This is a genomic window from Mesorhizobium sp. B3-2-1 (genome assembly GCF_006439515.1).
In the GTDB taxonomy this organism is placed as follows: domain Bacteria; phylum Pseudomonadota; class Alphaproteobacteria; order Rhizobiales; family Rhizobiaceae; genus Mesorhizobium.
On sequence record NZ_VFTI01000015.1, the window covers coordinates 77,409 to 98,937 of the forward strand.

At 63.1% G+C, this 21,529-nt stretch carries 19 protein-coding genes; 7 read left to right on the forward strand and 12 right to left on the reverse strand.

Annotation, left to right across the window (positions count from 1 at the left end):
• Positions 1-80 precede the first annotated feature (80 nt).
• The 6 genes from FJW08_RS17085 to FJW08_RS17110 all read right to left on the reverse strand — a co-directional run bounded on the left by FJW08_RS17085 (position 81) and on the right by FJW08_RS17110 (position 6,327).
• The gene (locus tag FJW08_RS17085) at positions 81-1,238 is read right to left on the reverse strand and encodes a Gfo/Idh/MocA family oxidoreductase (protein ID WP_140811579.1); all 1,158 of its coding nucleotides are present in this window, start codon (positions 1,236-1,238) and stop codon (positions 81-83) included.
• Positions 1,239-1,248: 10 nt separating this feature from the next.
• Complete coding sequence (locus FJW08_RS17090) at positions 1,249-1,995, reverse strand: sugar phosphate isomerase/epimerase (protein WP_140811580.1); 747 nt, start codon at positions 1,993-1,995, stop codon at positions 1,249-1,251.
• Positions 1,996-2,071: 76 nt separating this feature from the next.
• Positions 2,072-3,172: an ABC transporter ATP-binding protein gene (locus FJW08_RS17095; RefSeq protein WP_181182951.1), complete on the reverse strand. Its 1,101-nt coding sequence runs from the start codon at positions 3,170-3,172 to the stop codon at positions 2,072-2,074.
• Positions 3,172-4,104 (reverse strand): carbohydrate ABC transporter permease, encoded by a 933-nt coding sequence (locus tag FJW08_RS17100; protein ID WP_140756346.1) that lies wholly within the window; start codon positions 4,102-4,104, stop codon positions 3,172-3,174. The genes FJW08_RS17095 and FJW08_RS17100 overlap by 1 nt, the downstream gene beginning before the upstream one ends.
• Positions 4,097-4,990 (reverse strand): sugar ABC transporter permease, encoded by an 894-nt coding sequence (locus tag FJW08_RS17105; RefSeq protein ID WP_140756348.1) that lies wholly within the window; start codon positions 4,988-4,990, stop codon positions 4,097-4,099. The genes FJW08_RS17100 and FJW08_RS17105 overlap by 8 nt, the downstream gene beginning before the upstream one ends.
• A 98-nt stretch (positions 4,991-5,088) precedes the next feature.
• Positions 5,089-6,327: an ABC transporter substrate-binding protein gene (locus FJW08_RS17110; protein WP_015315675.1), complete on the reverse strand. Its 1,239-nt coding sequence runs from the start codon at positions 6,325-6,327 to the stop codon at positions 5,089-5,091.
• 404 nt (positions 6,328-6,731) lie between these two features.
• Between FJW08_RS17110 and FJW08_RS17115 the strand changes: the two genes are divergently transcribed.
• On the forward strand, positions 6,732-7,784 hold the full coding sequence (locus tag FJW08_RS17115; RefSeq protein ID WP_140811582.1) for a LacI family transcriptional regulator: 1,053 nt from the start codon (positions 6,732-6,734) through the stop codon (positions 7,782-7,784).
• Here the strand turns inward: FJW08_RS17115 and gndA are convergent.
• The 6 genes from gndA to FJW08_RS17145 all read right to left on the reverse strand — a co-directional run bounded on the left by gndA (position 7,781) and on the right by FJW08_RS17145 (position 13,615).
• The gene (gene gndA, locus FJW08_RS17120; protein ID WP_140811583.1) at positions 7,781-9,208 is read right to left on the reverse strand and encodes an NADP-dependent phosphogluconate dehydrogenase; all 1,428 of its coding nucleotides are present in this window, start codon (positions 9,206-9,208) and stop codon (positions 7,781-7,783) included. The genes FJW08_RS17115 and gndA overlap by 4 nt on opposite strands.
• Before the next feature lie 151 nt (positions 9,209-9,359).
• Positions 9,360-10,994 (reverse strand): copper resistance CopC/CopD family protein, encoded by a 1,635-nt coding sequence (locus FJW08_RS17125; protein WP_140811584.1) that lies wholly within the window; start codon positions 10,992-10,994, stop codon positions 9,360-9,362.
• Positions 10,995-11,049: 55 nt separating this feature from the next.
• Positions 11,050-11,568, reverse strand: a complete 519-nt coding sequence (locus FJW08_RS17130) for a YcnI family protein (protein ID WP_140811585.1) — start codon at positions 11,566-11,568, stop codon at positions 11,050-11,052.
• A gap of 39 nt (positions 11,569-11,607) precedes the next feature.
• Entirely contained in the window at positions 11,608-12,150 is a 543-nt protein-coding gene (locus FJW08_RS17135; protein ID WP_140811586.1) for a copper chaperone PCu(A)C, read from the reverse strand.
• A gap of 95 nt (positions 12,151-12,245) precedes the next feature.
• The gene (locus FJW08_RS17140) at positions 12,246-12,602 is read right to left on the reverse strand and encodes a DUF2946 family protein (protein WP_140811648.1); all 357 of its coding nucleotides are present in this window, start codon (positions 12,600-12,602) and stop codon (positions 12,246-12,248) included.
• A gap of 95 nt (positions 12,603-12,697) precedes the next feature.
• The gene (locus tag FJW08_RS17145) at positions 12,698-13,615 is read right to left on the reverse strand and encodes a GntR family transcriptional regulator (RefSeq protein ID WP_140811588.1); all 918 of its coding nucleotides are present in this window, start codon (positions 13,613-13,615) and stop codon (positions 12,698-12,700) included.
• 247 nt (positions 13,616-13,862) lie between these two features.
• Between FJW08_RS17145 and FJW08_RS17150 the strand changes: the two genes are divergently transcribed.
• The 6 genes from FJW08_RS17150 (at position 13,863) to FJW08_RS17175 (ending at position 21,528) form a co-directional block, all read left to right on the forward strand.
• Complete coding sequence (locus FJW08_RS17150) at positions 13,863-15,368, forward strand: altronate dehydratase family protein (RefSeq protein ID WP_140811589.1); 1,506 nt, start codon at positions 13,863-13,865, stop codon at positions 15,366-15,368.
• A gap of 63 nt (positions 15,369-15,431) precedes the next feature.
• Positions 15,432-16,430, forward strand: a complete 999-nt coding sequence (locus tag FJW08_RS17155) for an aldo/keto reductase (protein WP_140811590.1) — start codon at positions 15,432-15,434, stop codon at positions 16,428-16,430.
• A gap of 342 nt (positions 16,431-16,772) precedes the next feature.
• Positions 16,773-17,765 (forward strand): ABC transporter substrate-binding protein, encoded by a 993-nt coding sequence (locus tag FJW08_RS17160; RefSeq protein WP_140756366.1) that lies wholly within the window; start codon positions 16,773-16,775, stop codon positions 17,763-17,765.
• A gap of 156 nt (positions 17,766-17,921) precedes the next feature.
• The gene (locus FJW08_RS17165) at positions 17,922-19,475 is read left to right on the forward strand and encodes a sugar ABC transporter ATP-binding protein (protein WP_140811591.1); all 1,554 of its coding nucleotides are present in this window, start codon (positions 17,922-17,924) and stop codon (positions 19,473-19,475) included.
• Positions 19,472-20,440 (forward strand): ABC transporter permease, encoded by a 969-nt coding sequence (locus FJW08_RS17170; RefSeq protein WP_140811592.1) that lies wholly within the window; start codon positions 19,472-19,474, stop codon positions 20,438-20,440. The genes FJW08_RS17165 and FJW08_RS17170 overlap by 4 nt, the downstream gene beginning before the upstream one ends.
• Positions 20,441-20,511: 71 nt before the next feature.
• Complete coding sequence (locus FJW08_RS17175; protein WP_140811594.1) at positions 20,512-21,528, forward strand: zinc-binding alcohol dehydrogenase family protein; 1,017 nt, start codon at positions 20,512-20,514, stop codon at positions 21,526-21,528.
• Position 21,529 lies beyond the last annotated feature (1 nt).

The window sequence follows — 21,529 nt, forward strand, 5'->3', positions numbered from 1 at the left end:
GCATGCCCGTACCCATCCTTTACCCCCTCCCCGGAGGAACGGGGAGAGGGGCGGGCAAAATTATCGATAATCCTCGCGACCTATTTCTTCTTGGCCAGAAGATCCTTGGCTTGCTTGACGCCAAGCGCGGCCGGGCGCTCGCAAGTGGTCTGCATGGCGACGAACTTGCCGGTTTCGCCTGAGCTCAGGAGGCCGGTCATCACATCGACGGCATGCAGCGCGAGTTCCATCGAGCAGCGGTGCGGCCGCCCTTCGGCGATCGCCAGCGCCATGTCGGCGAGGCCCGCCGTGCGGTAGTTGGCCATCATGCCTTGGCCGTGCATCTCATTGGGGATGCCAAGCGGATGCTTCCATTTCGGCAGCTTCTTGACCGGCTTGCCTTCTTCGGTGAAGCGCACGTCGCCGCCGAAGAAGTTCGGATCCGGCACGAACACCGTGCCGGCCTCGCCATAGAGTTCCATCGGCGCGTGGCCGTGGGCCCAGACGTCCCAGCTGGTGTTCAGCGTCACCACGGCGCCGTTCTCGAATTCCAGCAGGCCGTGAATGGTGGTCGGCGTGTTGACCGGGATTTTTTCCCCCGCGCGAGGCTTTGAGCTGATTGTCCGCTCCTTGGCCGGAGTCGTTGCGAAAGCCGCCACCTGCTTTACCGGCCCGATCAGCTGGATCAGATTGGTGATGTAGTACGGTCCGATGTCGAGCACCGGTCCGGCGCCCGGCTGGAAGAAGAAATCCGGATTGGGGTGCCAGTGTTCCATGCCGTGACCCATGACGTGGCAAGTGCCGCTGGTGATCCTGCCGAGTTTCCCCTCGTCGATCAGGTCACGCACCAGCTGGTGCGCGCCGCCCAGGAACGTGTCCGGCGCCGAGCCGATACGCAACCCCTTCTTCTCGGCCCGCGCCTTGAGGTCCTGGCCCTCCTTGAGCGACAGCACGAACGGCTTTTCCGAATAGACATGCTTGCCGGCGTCGAGCACCTGCTTCGACACCTCGTAATGCACGGCCGGAATGGTCAGGTTGACGATGATGTCGATATCGTCGGCCTTCAGCAGATCCTCGACGGTCTCGGCACGGAGCTTGAATTCCTTCGCCCGCGCCCTGGCCACATCCATGTTGATGTCGGCGCATGCGCGCATCTCGATGCCGCGAAACAGCGGCGCCAGCGAGAAATACGCCTTCGAGATGTTGCCGCAGCCGATGACGCCAATACCCAGTTTCCCATTACTCAGATTCTTTGCCATGTGGTTGTTCCTAGTAGCTCTTGACGGTTGCGATCGAGCGGCGGGCGAAACGCTCGATGTCGTTGGGATTGTCCTGTTCCATGACAAAGTATTTTGCCGCGCTCTTGTCTCGCAGCACCTTGATCAGGCTGGCCCAGTCGATCGTGCCGTGCCCGACATCCGACCAGCCATCCTCATCCAGCCCCTCGCCTGGCTTCGCCATGTCCTTGACATGGACGGCGACGATGCGCTGGCCGTGCCTTTCGATCCAGGGCAGCGGGTCGGCGCCGCCGCGCACCACCCAGGCAACGTCCATTTCCCAGCCAATATTGGGGGCGGACGACAGGATATGATCCTGCGGCACCGAGCCGTCGGTGAGTGTCTTGAATTCGAAATCATGGTTGTGCCAGGCGAAGCCATAGCCGGCTTTCGAGGCCACCTCGCCGACCTTGGCCAGGCGCTCTCCGAAGCCGCGCCAGCCGGCGGCGTCGGACGGCCTGTCCTCGGCCATCAGGTAAGGGCAGATCAAGAGCTTGACGCCGAGCGTTTCGGCGATCCGGCGCACACCGTCGAAATCCTTCTCCAGCGCGTCGATGGAAAAATGCCCGCTCGGCATCGAAAGGCCGTTCTTGTCGAGTTCGGCGCGGAAGGCCTTGGGATCGTCATAGACGCCGCCGAAGCCTTCGACCTCGGCGTAGCCGAGCTTGCCGAGCATTTCGAGCACATCGGTCCAGGGCAAGAAATTGCGGGCGCTGTAAAGTTGGAATGACCAGTTCATCGTCTCTGTCCGTTCTGCTTGGGATTGTCCTTGGGAGGATGGTTTGGGGAGAATGGTTCGGGGAGGGTCTGGTAAGCTACATGCGGTTGCCGCTCGCCAACTCGAACAGCGAAGCCCGCATCGGATCGAAGCCGATGCTCACGGTATCGCCATTGCCCGGCGTGCGTTCGGCCGTTACCCGCACGGTGAAATTCTGTTTGCCGAGCTTCAGCCAGACCAGCGTGTCCGAGCCCATCGGCTCGACGACCTCGACATTCGCCGTCGCTGTAAACGGCCAGCCGGTGCCGCTGTTCAAGGCGACATGTTCCGGCCGGATGCCAAATACGGCTGGCCCAGGCACCGGCTCCTTGTCGAAAGCATAGGTCGAAAGCGGGACGCGGGCATCCTCGACGGCGAAGTGCCAGTCACCGCCGTCCTTCTCCAGCCGGCCCTCGATGAAATTCATCGCCGGCGAGCCGAGGAACCCTGCAACGAACCGGTTGACCGGACGGTTGTAGATGGTCTGCGGCGCGTCGAGCTGCTGGATGACGCCACCCTTCATCACCGCTATGCGATCGGCCAGCGTCATCGCCTCGATCTGGTCGTGGGTGACGTAGATCATCGTGTTCTGCAGCTTGCGGTGCAGAAGCTTGATCTCGACGCGCAGCTCCGAGCGCAGCTTGGCATCGAGATTGGACAGCGGTTCGTCGAACAGGAAGACATCGACATCGCGCACCAGCGCCCGCCCGATCGCCACGCGCTGGCGCTGGCCGCCGGAGAGTGCGGCGGGCTTGCGCTGCAAAAGCGGCTCGATCTGCAGGACCTCGGCTGCCCTCGCGATGCGCTTGGCGATCTCGTCCTTGGCGATGCCGGCGACACGCAGGCCGAAAGACAGGTTTTTCTCCACCGTCATCTGCGGATAGAGCGCATAGGACTGGAAGACCATCCCGATGCCGCGGTCCTTGGGCTCTTCCCAGGTGACGTTCTTGCCCTTGATGAAGATGCGGCCTTCGGAAATATCGAGCAGGCCGGCGATGCAGTTGAGCAAGGTCGACTTGCCGCAGCCGGAAGGCCCGAGCAGCACGATGAATTCGCCTTCGGCGACATCGAGGTTGAGCGTCTGCAGCACCGAGACCGCGCCGAAGTTCAGCGACAGATCCTGGATCGAAACACTGGTGCCGTTCGCCGCCATCGCCATCACCCTTTCACCGCGCCGGCGGCGATGCCGCGCACGAACAATTTGCCGGAAATGAAGTAGACGACCAGCGGCACCAGCCCGGTCAGGATGGTGGCGGCCATGTTGACGTTGTATTCCTTCACGCCTTGCACCGAATTGACGATGTTGTTGAGCTGCACCGTCATCGGGTAGGTGTCGGGCCGGGTGTAGACGACGCCGAATAGGAAGTCGTTCCAGATGCCGGTGACCTGCAGGATGATGGCGACGACGAAGATCGGCAGCGACATCGGCAGCATGATGCGCAGGTAGATGCCCCAGAAGCCGGCGCCGTCGACGCGTGCCGCCCGGAACAGCTCTTCCGGCATGGAGGTGAAATAATTGCGGAACAGAAGCGTCAGGATCGGCATGCCGAAAATGGAGTGCACGATCACCAGACCGGTAAGGCTGCCATAGAGGCCGATCTCGCGCAGGATGATGACGATCGGATAGATCATCACCTGGTAGGGAATGAAGGCGCCGACGATCAGGATGACGAAGAACGTATCGGCGCCTTTGAAGCGCCAGTTGGCCAGCGCGTAGCCGTTCACCGAAGCGATGGCGATCGACAGGATTACCGAGGGAACGGTGATGCGCACCGAATTCCAGAAACCACGCGAAAGTCCGTCGCAATTGAGGCCGGTGCAGGCCTGCGACCATGCCTTGACCCAGGGCTCGAAGGTGATCTCGAGCGGCGGCGAGAAGATGTTGCCGAGGCGGATCTCCGGCATGCCCTTGAGCGAGGTGACGACCATCACATAGAGCGGCAGGAGGTAGTAGAGCGCGACCACGACAAGCGTGCCGTAGAGGAAAATGTTGCGGCGCGAAAACATGTGCCGCGGCTTTGGCCCGCTCGGTCCGGAGGCATCATCCCGCAGGTTTGACGTGGCGGACAAGGAGACGGCATGGTCAGACACGCTTGCGGCCTCCGAATTCGAGATAGGCCCACGGCACGATGACGATCATCACCGACAGCAGCATCATGGTCGAGGCGGCAAAGCCCTGGCCGAGGTTCTGGGCGAAGAACATGTAGTCGTAGACATACTTGGCCGGCACTTCGGAGGCGATGCCCGGCCCGCCGCTGGTCTGCGCGACGACGAGGTCATAAACCTTGACGATGCCGGACGCGATGATCACCAGCGTGGTGATGAAAACCGGCCGCATCATCGGGATGATGATGAACAGATAGGTCTTCCACATGGGTATCCCGTCCACCCGTGCAGCCTTCCAGATATCCTCGTCGATGCCGCGCAGACCCGCCAGCATCAGGCACATGATCAGCCCCGTGCCTTGCCAAAGCGCCGCGATCGATATGCCGTAGATGACGATGCTGGAGTTGTAGAGCGGATTGAAATCGAAGCTGGTCCAGCCGAGGCTTCGCACCACGCCCTGGACGCCGAAATCCGGATTGAGCAGCCATTGCCAGACAAGGCCGGTGACGATGAAGGACAGCGCGAAGGGATAGAGGAAGATGGTGCGGAACGTATCCTCGAAACGGATTTTCTGGTCGAGCAGAGCCGCGAGCAGAAAACCGATCACCAGCGAGAATACCAGTGAGATCACGCCGTAGATCAAAAGATTCTCGATCGAGATCAGCCAGCGCGGCGTCGCCCACAGCCGGTAGTACTGGTCGAGCCCGACGAAGTTCAGCCGCGGCAGGAGCTTCGAATTGGTGAAGGAATAGAGAACCGTCCACGCGGTGCCGCCGACGAAGACCACCATTGCGGTGAGCACCATCGGGATCGAAGCGACCTTCGCATTGAGATTGCGGAAGAGTTGGCTCGGGCGTTCGCTCTTGCTCATCGGTACAGCCGTGCTGGATCGGATAAGGGCGGAAAGTCAGCACGCCTGGGCTCCCGGCCCTGCCTGGCAAGGTCGGGAGCGAAGCGGCTCGTCAGTCGTCAGTCAGCCGAAGCGATGATGTCGGCGAAGCGCTTCTGCGCCTCTTCGAGGCTCATGTCGGGCTTGGCGAAGAATTCGGAGAAAAGATCCTCCTTTTGCTTCTGGCTGTCCTGCGAGAGCAGCTGGTCCGTCCATGGGATGACCGCGCCCTTGGCTAGGATGGCAAGGCCCTTCTTCATGCAGTCGTTGGCCGCGTTGAGGTCGACGTCGCCGCGCACCGGCAGCGAACCCTTCTTGAGGTTGAAGGCAACCTGGGTCTTGGGATCGAGCAGTGTTTCGGCCAGCACTTCCTGCGCCTTGGCCTTGTCGGCATCCTTGAGCAGTGGGAAGTAGAAGGCGTCGCCGCCCGTGGCAATGACCTCGTTCAGGCCAAGGCCGGGAAGGCAGGTATAGTCCTTGCCGGCGGTCTTGCCGGCGACCTGGAACTCGCCTTGCGCCCAGTCACCCATGATCTGGCCGCCGGCCTTGCCGGTGATGACCATGTTGGTGGCCTGGTTCCAGTCCTGCACATTTGTGTTCTTGGCCATCTTGCGGGCGTCGTCGGCTGCCTTGAAGACCTTGGCGACTTCGGGACCGGCGGCGAACTTGGCGTCCTTGTCCTTGTAGACCTTGAGGAAGGTGTCGGTTCCTCCGACCGCGGCAAGCAGCACGTCGAAGGCGCCCGATGCCTGCCAGGCCTGCCCACCGACCGCGAGCGGCACGATGCCTGCCTTCTCCAGTGCCGGGGCCGCGGCCACATACTCATTCCAGTTCTTCGGCACCGGAACGCCGGCCTTCTCGAAGGCCGCGTTCGACAGCCACAGCCACTGCCAGGAATGGATGTTGACCGGCACGCAATAGATCTTGCCGTCGATCGTGCACGAGTCGAGCAGGCTCTTGGGCCGTACCACCTCCGTCCACTTGCCCTTGGTGGCGACGTCGGTGAGGTCGCGCATCAGGCCGGCCTGCACCAGCTCTTCCGCTTGCCTTCCATGATTGAATTGGGTGGCCCCCATCGGATCGCCGCCGGTGATGCGGCTGATCATGATCGGCCGTGCCGTGCCGCCGGACCCGGCGATGGCGCCGTCGACCCAGTGGTTGCCGGTGGCGTCGAATGCCTTGGCGAGTTCGGCGACCGCTGCCGCCTCGCCGCCGGAAGTCCACCAATGGGTGACTTCCAGATCGGTCGCGGCCGCCGGGCCGGCGAAGTTGAGCGCAACCGTCGCTGCAAACGCAGCGGTCAGGAATTTGTATCGCATTTCGGCTTCCTCCCAGAAATCTGAAACGTTACAGATTTTCGATACGGCAATTGAGGACCATGCGCAACCCCTTCCGGCAAGCTCGCTTTGATATTTTTCGAGCCGCGAACAAAATCCTTTCGCTGCGGTGTCATTGTGCGACGCAATATGCAAAACTGCACCGAAACAACGGCAAAGGCCGCAAAAAAACTTGCTGGCAGCATGCTTCCCACTGAATCCCAATGATTTTTCGCCACGCGGTTGACGACATCTCTCCGCGACCGCCAGCACCCGTTTCTACACCGATCGTGACAAGCTGTAACGTTTCAGTATATTGGTTCCGGTGCAGGTGACGCGCCCTGGGGAGCGGCCGCAAACATTGCCGGGCTGCCCGGCGGCTGCTATGCGCCTGATGGGCGGGACGGATGGACAGACAACGCACGGACAAGGATGACGAGGCGACGGCACAGGAACGGCCGACGCTGAAGACGCTTGCCTTCATGACCGGGCTCGGCGTCACCACCGTCTCGCGCGCCTTGAAGGACGCGCCCGAGATCGGCGCCGAGACCAGGCGTCGTGTCCAGCTCGTGGCCAAGCAGATCGGCTATCGGCCGAACCGTGCCGGCGTGCGTTTGCGGACCGGCAAGACCAATGTCATCAGCCTCGTGCTCAACACCGAGCACGAACTCATGAGCTTTGTCTCCGACATCATCTACGGCGTGACGGAAGTCATCGCCGACACGCCCTACCACCTGATCGTCACACCCTATTCGCGCTCGCAGGATCCACTGGATCCGGTGCGCTATCTCGTGGAGACCGGCTCGGCCGACGGCGTCATCATCTCGCGCACGCAGCCGAACGATCCGAGAGCCCGCTACATGCTGGAGCGCGGCATTCCCTTCGCCACGCATGGCCGCACCGAGATGGGGCTGGTTCATCCCTATCATGATTTCGATAACTACGCCTTCGCGGCCGAGGCGGTGCGCCATCTCGCCGGCATGGGCCGCCGCCGGCTCGCCTTGGTGACGCCGCCGGTCGGTTTGAGCTACTACCGCCATACGGTTGACGGCTTTGCCGACGCTCTGAGCGAAGTCGGCGCCAGCGAGGTGCCGTTCAACACCGTTTCGATCGACCATTCGATCGAACAGATCAGGATGAGGACCGCGCAGCTGATGCGGCGCGACATCAGGCCGGACGGTATCATCAGCAGCGCCGCGGCGGCGACGCTCGCCATCGTCGCCGGCATCGAGGATGCCGGCCTGAAGCTCGGCCGCGACGTCGACGTGGTGTCGAAGCAGTCGTCGGAACTGCTGCACCTGTTCAGGCATGAATTGCTGGTCGTCAACGAAGACTTCCGGCTGGCCGGCTCCGAACTCGCCCGCTCGGTGCTCGGCTGGATCGGCGGTGCCGCGCCCGGCACGCTGCAGAGCCTGAGCGAGCCGAAGGGCGTCGTGGCCTATCGGCCCTCGGGCGATTAGCCAGCCGCGCCGCTGCCCCACGGCCCGTGGAACGCACCCTGCTCGCCGATGCGCTCGAAACCATGCGCACCGAAGAAGTCGCGCTGCGCCTGGATCAGGTTCGAGGTGCCGCGGCCCTGGCGATAGCTGTCGAAATAGGCAAGCGCCGAAGACAGCGCCGGCACCGGCGCGCCGGCTTCGGAAGCCCTCGCCACGATGCGCCGCAGCGACGGATGCGCCTCCTTCATCAAGCTGATGAAAGCCGGCGCCATCAGCAAGTTGGTCGAAGCGCCGCCGCTGCCGAACGCCTCGGCCATCGTGTCGAGCATCTGCGAGCGGATGATGCAGCCGGCGCGCCAGATCTTGGCGATGGTCGGCATCGGCAGGTTCCAGTTGAACTCCTTCGAGGCGCCGGCCATCACGGCAAAGCCCTGCGCATAAGCTGATATCTTGCCGGCGAACAGCGCCAGTTCGAGGTCTTTCAGCACCGCGTCCTTGTCGCCGGAAATTTTCGTCACACCGATATTGCCATAGGCTTTTTCGGCTGCCTGCCGCTCGTCCTTGATCGACGACAGCACGCGCGCCGCCACCGCCGCCTCGATCGCGGTCGCCGGAATGCCGAGCTGCTGTGCCTCGATGACGGACCATTTGCCGGTGCCCTTCTGGCCGGCGCGATCGAGGATGATATCGACCACCGGCTTGCCGGTCTTCGGATCGTCGGCTGCGAGCACCTTGGCGGTGATCTCGATCAGGTACGAGTTGAGCCGGCCCTTGTTCCAGTTGGAAAACACCGTACCGATGTCCTTCGGCCCCATGCCCATTCCATCACGCAGGATGCCGTAGATCTCGGCGATCATCTGCATGTCGGCATATTCGATGCCGTTGTGGATGGTCTTGACGAAATGGCCGGCACCATCGGTGCCGAGCCAGGCGGCACAGGGCTCGTCCTTGAACTTGGCGGAGATGGCGGTCAGCACCTTCTCGACACGCTTCCACGAATCCTCCGTGCCGCCGACCATGATCGACGGTCCGTGGCGAGCGCCCTCCTCGCCGCCGGAGACACCCATGCCGATGAAGGTCAAGCCCGAGCCGGACAGTTCGGAGAAGCGCCGCATCGTATCGCGGAAATTGGCATTGCCGGCATCGATGACGATGTCGTTGTCGGACAGCACGCCGCGCAACGCTTCGATCTGCTCGTCCACCGGCTTGCCGGCCAGCACCATGATGATGATGGGGCGCGGCGGCCGGATCGCGGCCGCGAGTTCCTCCAGGCTGTAGCAAGGGACGACCATGTCCCTGAGCGCACCGGCATTCTCGACGAAGGCATCCGTGCGAGCCTTGGTGCGGTTGAAGACGGCGATGCGGTGCCCGTGCTCGGCGATGTTCAGCGCCAGGTTGGAACCCATCGTGCCAAGGCCGATCAGGCCGATTTCGGCTTTTTCCATCGTTTCTTCCCTGTTTCCGGATCGCTTTGTTGAGGCCGTGTTTTGTGGGCGATGATTGACGAGCGTTTCGGGCCGCGTCAACCGCCTCGCCGAATTGTGTTATAGTCGCAAGCTGACGTTTCCCGTTCTGCAACGGTATCACATCCGTGAGTTACGGCCTGAAGTCGATCGGCGCCTCGATCTTCACCATGTCGAAGTCCGAGACCAGGATGTCTATGCGCGCCATCCAGCGGCCGGGAAGCGGGATGATGAGGTTGTCGACACGCCAGCTGCCGTCGCCGGGCTTGGTTGCCGCGCGCTTCAGCGGCTCGATGCCGGAATCGGGTTTCGACAGCACCAGCGTCACTTCCTTGGCGTCCAGTGGCCCGAAATCGCCGGTCATGATGATCATCGAGGCGGCGACCGGCCCGGCGTGGCCAGGCGTGATGCTGAGATCGGCCATCGCCTGCAACGCGTGAATGTGGACCGAAACCGGCTGCGCCGCCGCGATCGCCAGCGCCCGTGGTGGCGGCGTGAAGCGCCAGCCGGCGGCGACCCCGAAAATCGCCAGCACGATCAGCACTTCGACGCCGACCGAGCGGGTGAGCCTGCGTTGCACCTCGGTTGCTCCCGCCTCGGCCGAGGCAGTGAGCTTCCAGCGATTGACGCCGGCAAGCGTGAACAGAAAGACCAGCAGCGCGAGTTTCAGCAGCAGCAGCCGGCCATAGGCTGTGTCGACAAGCGCCGACGGCGTCTGCACCTGGATCACGGCCAACACGATGCCTGCCGCGGCAAGCAAGGCGACCACAGGCAGGATTGCCCATGAGAAGCGGCGCAGGAATTCAACGGCGCCGGCCGCCTGACGCTTCAGCGCGAGGCCGAGCGGAACCAAAGCGCCGGCCCAGAAGGCGATGCCGACGCCATGGACGAAGACCAGTGGCCGTGTCAGCCATTGCGGTTCGGCCGCACTGGCATGGCCACTGGCGGCAAGCGCGACGCCGACTCCGGCGAGGGCCGCAAGAGAAAATGGCCTGGCGGTCGCGCGCGGTCCGGCCAGCGACAGCAGGCCAAGCCCCAACGCGATCAGGGCGATCAGCACCGTCCAGCCGAAGCTGGTGCTTAGCCCGGTGCGCCAGGCTACCGGCTGCGCCAGATGGGAGAGCGGCGTCCCTAGCGCATCGAGACCTTGCAAGCCGAGCGACAGGGGTGCCGCCACCAGCCCGCACAGGATCGCGGCCGTGACAAAGCGCTGACCGGCACGGCCATCCCGGGCCAGCCAGGCAAGGGCGAAAGCGCCGCCAATGCCTAGGAAAAGGCCCGTATAGAGAAGAACCTTGCCGATCCATATCGCCGACCGCAACGGCCAGTCGACCGCCTCGGAGACGGCCGGCGGCTCGCTTGGCGCGCCGATGGAAAACAGGAACGAGCCGCCGACCGGATGGCCATCGGCGGAAATGACACGCCAGCTCAGCACATGCGTGCCGGTTTTGAGCGCCTGCGGATTGTCGATCTCGACGGTCTGGTCGCTCAGGCGGAAGGAAGTCAGCGGAACCGGCGTGCCGTCGGGCGTCACCAGCGTCAGCACCAGCGGCGAGACCGGCTCGCCGAAAGTCAGCGAGAACTGAGCCGGCGCCTGCGCCAGCACGGCGCCGTCGGCCGGGTCGGTCTTGATCAGCGCCGCATGGGCAAAAGCCTGGCTTGTCGAGGCCATGACGATGAGCGCCATGACCACCGCGAAAAGCCCACTAGCCCAGCCGAATCGCTTGCCGGTCCTTGCAGGCCCTTGAAGTGGGGATGTCGCGTTCATGCTTTCGCCATGGAGTTGGCGGCGCAGCTTGCGGACCGGGTGCGCCGCCAGAAAATCATTTCTTCGGCGTGAGCTTGATGCCGGGCGCCGGGGTCTCCAGCGCGTCCTCATCCTGTCCGGCGGCAGGAATCTCGATCCAGCGGGCGGCGGCATCGCCGCATTCCTGCACCACCGGGAAGTAGAGCTTCTGGCCGACGAGCAGATCCGCCGTCAGCGTCGCCCGGAAGACGAACTCGTCGTAGAATTCATCCGGGAGATTGCCGCCGCTCCAGTCGACTTCCTTCACCCCATCGGCCACCGCCTGACCATAAAGCTGGTAGGATTTTTCGTATTTGCCCTTCTTGGTCTGCAGCGTCCAGCCGGGCTTCGGCATCGGCTTCACCGCGATCACCCCTTCCGGGATCTGCACGCGCACGGCGGTCGTCGCCTTGCCGTCGCAGCCATGCGGCACGCGCAAGACGGCCTTGTAGGTCGAGCCGACGGCCGCCTCCTGGGTTTCGAGCGTGATATGCGCCAAGGCGGCATTTGTCCCCAGCACGAGAAACGCGCCGGCCGCCAAAAGATACTTGTTCATGATGGTCCCTCTGATCTCAAAATTCGTGGATCGGCGCGATCAATTGGCGTGGTCGTCCATGCCGCCCATTTCGCCCATGCCCTCGACGGCGAACTCGACGCTGACCGTACCGGCCTTCTCGAAGGTCAGCGTGGCGGCGAATTTTTCACCCTGTTTGGGTTGCCGCTTCAGGCCGATGAACATCAGATGATAGCCGCCGGGCGCCAGGGCAACTTTGCCGCCTGCCGGGATTTCCAGGCCACCGTCAACTGGCCGCATGGTCATGACGCCGTCCTTGACGCCCATTTGATGCAGCTCGGCCTTTTCGGAGACGTCGGAGGTAATCGAGAGCAGCCGGTCCGCGGCGCTGCCCTTGTTAAGGATGGTGAAATAGCCGCCGGCCACCTTGGCGCCGGCCGGCGTGGCGCGCGACCAGGGATGTTCGATTTCGAGATCGCCGACCTTGAATTCATGCGCCAGGACTGCCTGGGCGCCAAGGAACACAAGCGCTAGGGCTAACGCCGCAATGCCGAGATCGGCTTTGAAGCGAGACAGGGCGCGGCCGAACACAGTGCCCGCCGACATACGGAAAGAATGGGACATGATTGCTCCATGACGTGATGATCGCGCCGTCGCCGGTCACGAATGGTTTGATCTTGGATGAGTACGCTCGCGAAAGGTTCCGCAAGCAAGCAGGCTCAAGCCGCCAGTGGCGGCGCGCGCGGGTTCGACGGGGACCGTTCACGGGCGAAGTCGAGATGCGTGGTCGCCGGGAAGACGAAGGCGACGATCTCGAAGGACAGGGACGCAAGCGCAAGCCCGGCATCGGGCGGCGGCGCATAGGTTGGAGAAAACATGCTGCAGCCGAGTGTGCAGCAGGCCGGCAGATGGGATGGATGCTGGTCGCCGCCGGGAAGCTGGGTGGCACCGTCGTGGGTACAGATGACGTTGCCGAAGGCATCCAGTTGCGCGGCACTCTGCCCGGTGCCGAAAGCGAACGCACCAAGTGTAGACTGGAGCAACAGCAGATACGCCGCGACAAGCGCGACCGGTATGCTCCACGGTCTCCCCGGGCTGTTCAAACCATCTGCCTCTAAAGCAATCCTGAAAGGATACCTATCACGGGAGCGGCAGGTCGAAAATCGGCAATTCAATGCTGCGGCAACGCGGCACTCAAGGACGGCCGGCTTTCCGGGATCGAGGTCAGCAATGTCTGGCGTGCCGACTTCAGGTGCTTGCGGCAGGCTGCATCGACCTTGCCGAGGTCGCGCGACTTGAGTGCCTCGATATAGGCGAGATGCTCGCCGATCGCGACTTCGTTGCGCTCGCGCTCCTGCGCCTTGTTCCACTGGTAATGGTAATGGAAGATCATGGCGATGACGTCGTAGAAATCGACGATGAAGCGGTTGCGCGAGGCGCGATGGATGAGCCGGTGGAGGCGCTCGTCCAGTTCCGAGAACTCATTGAAGCGCGTCGCGATCTCGCGTGCCAGAACGCGGTGTTCCTCCTCCAGCCGGTCGAGATCATCCCAGACCGGACTGTCCTGCGGCAGCGCGGTGAAGGCGGCGGCCGAACGCAATTCGAACATTTCGCGGATCTCGGTCAGTTCCAGCGCGAAGGCCCGCGTAAAACCCTTCAGCACCCAATGGCTGTTGCGGCGTTTTTCGATCAGGCCGAAACGGGAGAAGCGGATCAGAAACTCGCGCACGCTGGTGGTGCCGACGCCGATCTCGCGCGCCAGTTCGAGCTCGTTGATCTGCATGCCGGCCTCGGCGCCGCCGGCCAGCAGCCTGCGCATGAACGACCGCTCGATGATCTCAGCCAGTGTGTCGGTCTCTTCCTCGGGAAAGAAGTCATCGGGACGCGGGTCGCGCAGCACCGTCTTGGCGCGCTTGTTCCAGGCGATCAGCCCGGTTTCCTCCATGCGCGCCAGGATGCTGCGCACGGTCGTGCGGCTGACGCCGAGCAGCACACCCAGCTCAGGTTCCGACGGCAGGCTGCGCGTCTCGTCGAGCAGCCTGAGGCAGCGGTTGTAGGCGTCCTTGTAGACGTTGTTGCTCTTCGACATCCCCTGACCCATTCATGCCGGCGCTTGCAGCGGCCGGCTTGAAGCGCAATATGACGTTCCCAGAACCCTGAAAAGCAGGAATCTCTTTCTCCGGGTCCGGCTCATTGTTTCCAGCGCCACCACTTGCCCAGGGCGGAACCGCAGCGAAAAAACAATTGACGCAAAACTGTTTTTTCACGATAAAAGACATTAACTCTTAACAGGCGCGTGTCAATCCGCGCATCCCAGGATCACCCAGGAAACGCCCGTGAACGTCTCGAACACCATCCTTCTGTCTCCCGCCGACAACGTCGCCGTCGCCAATGGCCGTATCGAGATCGGCACCGCGCTGCCGGGCGGCGCCCTCGCTGCCGCCGTCATCGAGCCTGGCCACAAGGTGGCGATCAAGCCGATTGCCACGGGTGAAGCCGTGGTCAAATACGCCCAGGCGATCGGCCGCGCCACACAGGACATCGCGCCGGGCGAGCATGTCCATTCGCACAATCTGGTCTTCGAGGCCGGCCGGCTGCCGGTGGTGCCGCCGAGCGAGGCCGAGCATGCGACGGAGGCCGACCGCGCCCGCACCTTCATGGGCTATCGCCGCGCCGATGGCCGCGCCGGCACGCGCAACTTCATCGGCATCATCGCCAGCGTCAATTGCTCGGCCACCGTCTGCCATTCGATCGCCGACACCGCCAACCGGACCTTGCTGCCGAAATATCCCGGCATCGATGGCTTCGTGCCGATCGTCCATGGCCAGGGTTGCGGCATGAGCGCCACAGGCGACGGCATGATGGTGCTGCACCGGACCTTGGCCGGCTATGCCCGCCACCCGAATTTCGGCGGCGTGCTGATGGTCGGCCTCGGCTGCGAGGTCAACCAGCTTACCCTCTACGGCCAGAAGGGTGCCGCCGCCGGCAAGCGCCACTTCAACATCCAGGATGCCGGTGGGTCGCGCAAATCGGTGGAAAAAGCGATGGGCGTGCTGGCCGAGATCGCCGAGGAAGTCGGCCAGTTGAAGCGCGAGCCGATTCCGGTCAGCGAGATCGTCGTCGGCCTGCAATGCGGCGGCTCCGACGGCATGTCGGGCATCACGGCCAATCCGGCGCTGGGCGCGGCCGTCGACATCCTGGCCGGCGTCGGCGGCATCGGCATCCTTTCCGAGACGACAGAAATCTACGGCGCCGAGCACCTGCTCGCCTATCGCGCCGCAAGCCCCGAGATCGCCAAGAAACTCGATGGCTATGTGAAATGGTGGGAAGATCACGTCGCCAAGCATGGCGCCTCGATCGACAACAACCCGTCGCCCGGCAACAAGCGCGGCGGCCTCACCACCATCCTGGAAAAGTCGCTCGGTGCGGTCGCCAAGGGCGGCCAGACGCCGCTCAACGGCGTGTTCGGCTATGCCGAGAAGGTCACCGGCAACGGGCTGGTGTTCATGGACACGCCCGGTTACGACCCGGTCTCGGCCACCGGTCAGGTGGCGGGCGGCGCCAATGTCATCGTCTTCACCACCGGCCGCGGTTCCTGCTTCGGCTGCCGGCCGACACCCTCGATCAAGGTCGCCACCAACTCGACCATGTATCACCAGATGGAAGAGGACATGGACGTCAATTGCGGCGTCATCGCCTCCGGCGAAAAGACCATTGCCGGCATGGGCCGCGAGATCTTCGAACTGATCGTCGAGACGGCTTCGGGCCGCAAGACCAAGAGCGAGGATTTTGGCTACGGCGACAACGAGTTCGTGCCCTGGCATCTCGGCGCGACGCTCTAGTTTTCGACGCATGTCTGGTAAACTTGCCGACCCGCACAACGGTCGGCCACGGGGAGGTTATGCATGAAAAGACGCCGCATCGGCCAGACGGCACTGGAGGTCACCGAGATCAGCTTCGGCGGCGCTGCGATCGGCGGCCTCTACCGGGCCTGTTCGCGCGAAGCGGCGATGGAAACGCTGCAAGGCGCATGGGAAGCCGGCCTGCGCTATTTCGACACCGCGCCCTTCTACGGTTTCGGCCTGTCGGAGCGTCGCTTCGGCGATTTCCTGCGCTACAAACCACGTGATTCCTACGTGCTGTCGACCAAGGTCGGCCGCCTGTTCCGCCCGGTGCCGGAAGACCAGGTGCCGGACCATTCCTATGTCGATCCGCTACCCTTCGCGCTCGACTACGACTATTCCTATGACGGCATCATGCGGTCGGTCGACTTCAGCTATGCGCGGCTTGGGCTAAACAGGATAGACATCCTGTATGTGCACGACATCGGCGTTTACACGCATGGTGTCGAGAAGACCAAACTGCACTTTCGCCAGTTGATGGACGGCGGGCTCAAGGCGCTCGAGGAGCTGAAGCGGGCCGGCACGATTTCGGCCTACGGGCTCGGCGTCAACGAAGTCCAGATCTGCCTCGACGTGATGCGCCGGGCGCCGCTCGACTGCATCCTGCTCGCCAGCCGTTATTCCTTGCTCGACCGCAGCGCGGAAGCCGAACTGCTGCCGCTGTGCCGTGCGCAACAGACGTCGCTGGTCATCGGCGGCGTTTTCAACTCGGGCATATTGGCGACCGGGCCGGTGCAGGGCGCGCATTTCGACTACCAACCCGCCAGCCGCGACGTTCTCGACCGTGTCGACGCCATGGAGAAGATCGCCGGTGAAGGCGGTTATCCGCTGGCGGCGGCCGCGTTCCAGTTTCCTTTGCACGAACCTGCAGTTGCCACCGTGCTGACCGGTACCGCAAGATTGGCGAACCTGACACGCAACCTCGAGCTGCTCGATATCGACGTGCCGGAGACGGAATATGCCAAGTATCGTCCCTACACGGTGGTGCAGAAACTGTCTTGAAGCGCGCACCGTCGCAATGTGCACAGGGTCGCGGGTCGGCTTCACAATGTTGCGACCTCAGAAAAGAATGAACATTCCATGTTGACTGCTGTATGGAATTAATATTCCATGCTTCCGTAGAACGGAAACGGGAGCGCCTGACTAAGACTGGAGAGGAGCCGCGCCGGTAGGTGAATCGTTGTCAGGCCTTTGGGAGGACTGACTGGAAACACCGCTTGCATCGGCCGGAACGATGCACTATCAAAACAGTGCAACTGTTTTTTATTGATAAAGTTCTGTTTGGGCCACGCCTATCCGAACCGAGCTTCCGTAACGTTCACCAGGCGACTTAGGGAGGATCCCATGAAATTCGTGACCAGCATTCTCAACCGCCGCGCCGTCATGGCCCTGGCGGCAGCCTCGATGCTCGCCGGCGTCATGCATACCGCACCGGTCTCGGCGGCGGACGTGACCATTCCGATCATCGTCAAGGATACCACGTCCTTCTACTGGCAGATCGTTCTGGCCGGCGCCCGCAAGGCCGGCAAGGACCTCGGCGTCAACGTGCCGGAACTCGGCGCCCAGGCTGAGACCGACGTCAACGGCCAGATCTCCATCCTCGAAAACGCCGTCGCCGGCAACCCGGCCGCCGTCGTCATCGCGCCGACCGAAGCCAAGGCGCTCGGCAAGCCGATCGACGAAGCCGCGACCAAGGTCAAGGTCATCGGCATCGACTCGGGCGCCGACTCCAAGGCCTTCACATCGTTCCTGACCACCGACAACGTGCAGGGCGGCCGCGTCGCCGCTGACGGTCTCGCCGCCGCGATCGGCGCCGCCAACGGCGGCAAGGTCGAGGGCAAGGTTGCGCTTATCACCGCGCTCCCCGGCGCCGGCTCGCTCGAACAGCGCGCGCAAGGCTTCAAGGAACAGCTCAAGGCCAAGTATCCCGGCCTCGAACTGATCGCCGACAAATACGCCGACGGCCAGGCCACCACCGGCCTCAACATCGCGACCGACCTGATCACCGCCAATCCGGACCTGAAGGGCATCTTCGCGTCAAACCTGATCATGGCGCAAGGCGTCGGTCAGGCGATCGCCGAGAACAAACTTGCCGGCAAGGTCGGGTTGATCGGCTTCGACAGCGACGAGAAGCTGATCAAGTTCCTCAATGACGGCGTCATTTCCGGCCTCGTCGTGCAGGATCCGTACCGGATGGGCTATGACGGCATCAAGACGGCGCTCGCCGCCTCGAAGGGCGAGAAGGTGGAGGCAAATGTCGACACTGGCGCCAATCTGGTGACCAAGGCCAATATGAAGGACCCCAAGATCGACGCGCTGCTCAATCCGAAGCTCTAAGCAGCCGGTGTTCAAAACCGTTTCCGGGGCGTCGCGCCCCGGAAACATCCGCCGCCACGAGCGGCTTGGCAATCGGCCGGCTTTGGCTAGGCTGTTTGAAAAGACGATCACAGCCTCGCCGGGTGCCAGCCGCGAGGCCAATCTGGGAGGATCGCCATGACGCCGACGGCGCACGAACTGCATCCGGCTCCCGCGCTGGAGCCCGGAGGGACCATCCTCGAATTGCGCGGGCTGGAAAAGCGCTATCCCGGCACTCACGCCTTGAAGCCGGTGGACCTTGCCTTCAAGGCAGGCGAGATCCACGCCATCGTCGGCGAGAACGGCGCCGGCAAATCCACGCTCATCAAGCTTTTGACCGGCGTCATGCCGCGCACCTCCGGAGAAGTGATCTGGGAGGGCCAACCGGCTGCACTGGCGACCCCGCATGAGGCGATGGCGCTCGGCATCAACGCCGTCCACCAGGAGGTCGTGCTCTGTCGTCATCTGACCGTCGCCGCCAACATGTTCCTCGGCGAGGAGAATTCGCGCTTCGGCATCCTGCAGCAGCGCGCCATGGTCAGGGAGGCGCAGAAGATCATCGACGATCTCGGCTTCGACCTGCCGGCGCATGTCACATTGGGCGATCTGACCATCGGCCAGCAGCAGCTGATCGCCGCCGCCCGCGCCACCGTGCGCGGCACCAAATTCCTGATCTTCGACGAGCCGACCGCTTACCTGACCCGCAAGGAGGCCGACCAGCTCTTCACTCTGATCCGTCGCCTGAAGTCCGAGGGCGTGACGATCATCTATATCAGTCACCGCATGGAGGAAGTGTTCGAACTCGCCGATCGTGTTTCGGTGCTGCGCGACGGCACGCTGGTCGGCACCAGGAACATCAGCGAGACCAATGACGCCGAACTCGTCAAGCTGATGATCAACCGTTCGATCGAACAAATCTACCACAAGGAGCATTTCACTCCGGGTGCCGCGATCGTCGAGGCCAGAAGCCTCTCGGGCAAGGGCTTCGAAAATGTGTCGATGACAGTCCGTGCCGGCGAGATCGTCGGGCTCTACGGCCTGATCGGCGCTGGACGCAGCGAATTCGTCACCACGCTCTACGGCCGGCACAAGAAGTCGGCCGGTCAGGTCCTGTGGGAAGGCAAGGATGTCCAGATCAACTCCGAGCATGACGCCATCAAGCTCGGCATGGCGCTGGCGCCGGAAAGCCGCCGCGACCAGGGCCTTTGTCTCAACCTGCCGGTCGGCCTCAACCTCAACCTGCCGATCTACAAGCGCATCTCCAGCAATCTGTTGATCTCGAACGCGAAAGAGAAGGCCGAGGCCGACCGCCAGATCGCAGGCCTCAGGATCAAGACGCCGACGCGCCATGCGTTGGCTTCCAGCCTGTCGGGCGGCAATCAGCAGAAGATCGTCATCGGCAAATGGCTGGCGCACGGCGCCAAGCTGTTCATCTTCGACGAGCCGACGGTCGGCGTCGACGTCGGCACCAAGGCGGAGATCTACCGCCTGTTCAGCGCGCTCTTGTCGAAGGGCGCGGGCATCATCCTGATCTCGTCCTATTTGCCGGAAGTCTATGAACTGGCCGACACGCTGCATGTGTTCCGCCGCGGCAAGCTGGTGGCCACGCACGGGTTCCACACCGCCGATCACGAAGACATTCTCACACAGGCGCTCGCCGAGAAACAAGAAAAGCTGGGAGGAAAGACATGAGCACCGAGGCGATTCCTGCCGAAAAACCGAAGCGCAATTACAACGCACTGTTTGGACTGACGCTGCTGGCGCTGCTGGTGCTGCTGTGGGTCATTCTGTCGTTCTCCACGTCGAGCTTCGCGTCGGCCAACAACATCTCGAATCTGCTGCGTCAGGGTTCGATGATCGCCATTTTGGCTGTCGGCCAGACCTTCGTCATCATCACCGGCGGCATCGATCTGTCCGTCGGTGCCGTGGTCGGCTTCGCAACAGTCATCGCCGCGATGCTGATCAATGCCGGCCTCCCGGTCTTCCTCGCCATCCTGCTCACCCTGCTGGTCGGCGTCGCCATCGGCCTTTTCCATGGGTTTGGCATCGTCAAGATGGGCCTGCCGCCCTTCATCATCACGCTGGCGACCCTGACCTCGCTGCGCGGCATTGGCCTTTTGATGACCAACGGCAATTCGATTTCGATCAACAACGATGCTTTCCAGGAATTCTCGCGCAACTCCTTCGTCGGCATCCCCAATCTGTTCTGGATGGTGCTGCTGGTCGGCATACCCGCCTATGTCTTCCTGCATCACAGCCGCTGGGGCCGGTACCTGTTCTCGGTCGGGTCGAACGCCGAGGCCTCGCGCCTGTCCGGCGTCAATGTCCAGCGCACCATCTTCATGGCCTACACGCTGTCGGGTCTCTGCGCGGCGTTCGTCGGTGTGCTCTTGGCTTCGCGCATCGGCATCGGCAATCCGACCCAGGCCGAAGGATGGGAACTGCAGGCGATCGCCTCGTCGGTGATCGGCGGCACCTCACTGTTCGGCGCGGTCGGCTCGGTGCACGGGCCACTGCTCGGCGCCTTCATTCTCGCCACCATCAACAACGGCGCCAACCTGCTCAACGTCAACGCCTTCTGGCAGCGTGTCATCACCGGCGTGCTGATCATCGTCATCGTCTATTTCGATGGCCTGCGCCGCCGCGGCGGCAAGTAGCGACAGACCAAAATCGATCGCCGGCCCTGTCGGAAACAGGCCGGCGATTTCATGACAGAGTGGATTGAAGCATGAAAGCCGTCGTCTGCCGCTCGCCAGGCGAGCTTATCCTGGAGGACCGCCCTGCTCCCGGCTCGCCGCCTCCCGGCTGGGCGCTGGTCGCGGTCAGCCATGTCGGCATCTGCGGCACCGACTACCATATCTTCGAGGGCAAGCATCCGTTCCTCGCCTATCCCCGCATCATGGGCCACGAAGTGTCCGGCACCGTCGTCGAAGTCGGCGAAGGAGTCGGTCTTGCGGTCGGCGAACCGGTGATCATCAACCCCTATCTCTCCTGCGGCAAATGCATCGCCTGTCGGCACGGCAAGCCAAATTGCTGTGTCAGGATCGAAGTGCTCGGCGTGCATCGCGACGGCGCCATGTGCGAACAGATACTGGTGCCGGCACAGAACCTTTATCCCACAAACGGGCTGTCGCTCGCCGACGCCGCCGCCGTCGAATTCCTGGCCATCGGCGCGCATGCCGTGCGCCGCGCGCGTTCCGAGCCCGGTGGACGCGCGCTGGTCATCGGCGCCGGCCCGATTGGGCTTGGCACCGCCATCTTCGCACGCATTGCCGGACTCGACGTGACACTTCTCGACATGAGCACCGAAAGACTGACCTTCGCCGCGAGCGAGCTCGGCTTTTCGATTCTCGACGGCTCGCAAGCACCCGCGTCCGATCTGGTGCGTGATGCGACCGACGGCGAAGGCTTCGACGTGGTCTTCGACGCCACCGGCAACACCCTGTCGGTGCAATCGGCCTTCGCCCATGTCGCGCATGGCGGCACACTGGTGCTGGTCAGCGTCGTCAAGGACGACATCGTCTTTTCCGACCCTGAGTTCCACAAGCGCGAAATGACATTGGTCGGCAGCCGCAATGCGTTGCGCGCCGACTTCGATCATGTCGCCGCCTCGATCCGCAATGGGGCCGTGCCGCTAGCCAAGCTCGTCACCCACCGCACCACGCTGGCCGATACGCCAGGGGATCTCGCACGCTGGGCGCACGAAAAGTCGGGCCTGATCAAGGCCGTGATCGAGATCGGATAGC

Excerpts from the sequence above, each read along its gene's own strand:
- FJW08_RS17165 (WP_140811591.1), top strand. The coding sequence starts at position 17,922 with ATGACGCCGACGGCGCACGAACTGCATCCGGCTCCCGCGCTGGAGCCC.
- FJW08_RS17105 (WP_140756348.1), bottom strand. The coding sequence starts at position 4,990 with ATGAGCAAGAGCGAACGCCCGAGCCAACTCTTCCGCAATCTCAATGCG.
- FJW08_RS17160 (WP_140756366.1), top strand. The coding sequence starts at position 16,773 with ATGAAATTCGTGACCAGCATTCTCAACCGCCGCGCCGTCATGGCCCTG.
- FJW08_RS17110 (WP_015315675.1), bottom strand. The coding sequence starts at position 6,327 with ATGCGATACAAATTCCTGACCGCTGCGTTTGCAGCGACGGTTGCGCTC.
- FJW08_RS17145 (WP_140811588.1), bottom strand. The coding sequence starts at position 13,615 with ATGTCGAAGAGCAACAACGTCTACAAGGACGCCTACAACCGCTGCCTC.
- FJW08_RS17155 (WP_140811590.1), top strand. The coding sequence starts at position 15,432 with ATGAAAAGACGCCGCATCGGCCAGACGGCACTGGAGGTCACCGAGATC.
- FJW08_RS17135 (WP_140811586.1), bottom strand. The coding sequence starts at position 12,150 with ATGTCCCATTCTTTCCGTATGTCGGCGGGCACTGTGTTCGGCCGCGCC.
- FJW08_RS17085 (WP_140811579.1), bottom strand. The coding sequence starts at position 1,238 with ATGGCAAAGAATCTGAGTAATGGGAAACTGGGTATTGGCGTCATCGGC.
- FJW08_RS17125 (WP_140811584.1), bottom strand. The coding sequence starts at position 10,994 with ATGAACGCGACATCCCCACTTCAAGGGCCTGCAAGGACCGGCAAGCGA.
- FJW08_RS17175 (WP_140811594.1), top strand. The coding sequence starts at position 20,512 with ATGAAAGCCGTCGTCTGCCGCTCGCCAGGCGAGCTTATCCTGGAGGAC.
- FJW08_RS17090 (WP_140811580.1), bottom strand. The coding sequence starts at position 1,995 with ATGAACTGGTCATTCCAACTTTACAGCGCCCGCAATTTCTTGCCCTGG.
- FJW08_RS17095 (WP_181182951.1), bottom strand. The coding sequence starts at position 3,172 with ATGGCGATGGCGGCGAACGGCACCAGTGTTTCGATCCAGGATCTGTCG.
- gndA (WP_140811583.1), bottom strand. The coding sequence starts at position 9,208 with ATGGAAAAAGCCGAAATCGGCCTGATCGGCCTTGGCACGATGGGTTCC.
- FJW08_RS17130 (WP_140811585.1), bottom strand. The coding sequence starts at position 11,568 with ATGAACAAGTATCTTTTGGCGGCCGGCGCGTTTCTCGTGCTGGGGACA.
- FJW08_RS17115 (WP_140811582.1), top strand. The coding sequence starts at position 6,732 with ATGGACAGACAACGCACGGACAAGGATGACGAGGCGACGGCACAGGAA.
- FJW08_RS17170 (WP_140811592.1), top strand. The coding sequence starts at position 19,472 with ATGAGCACCGAGGCGATTCCTGCCGAAAAACCGAAGCGCAATTACAAC.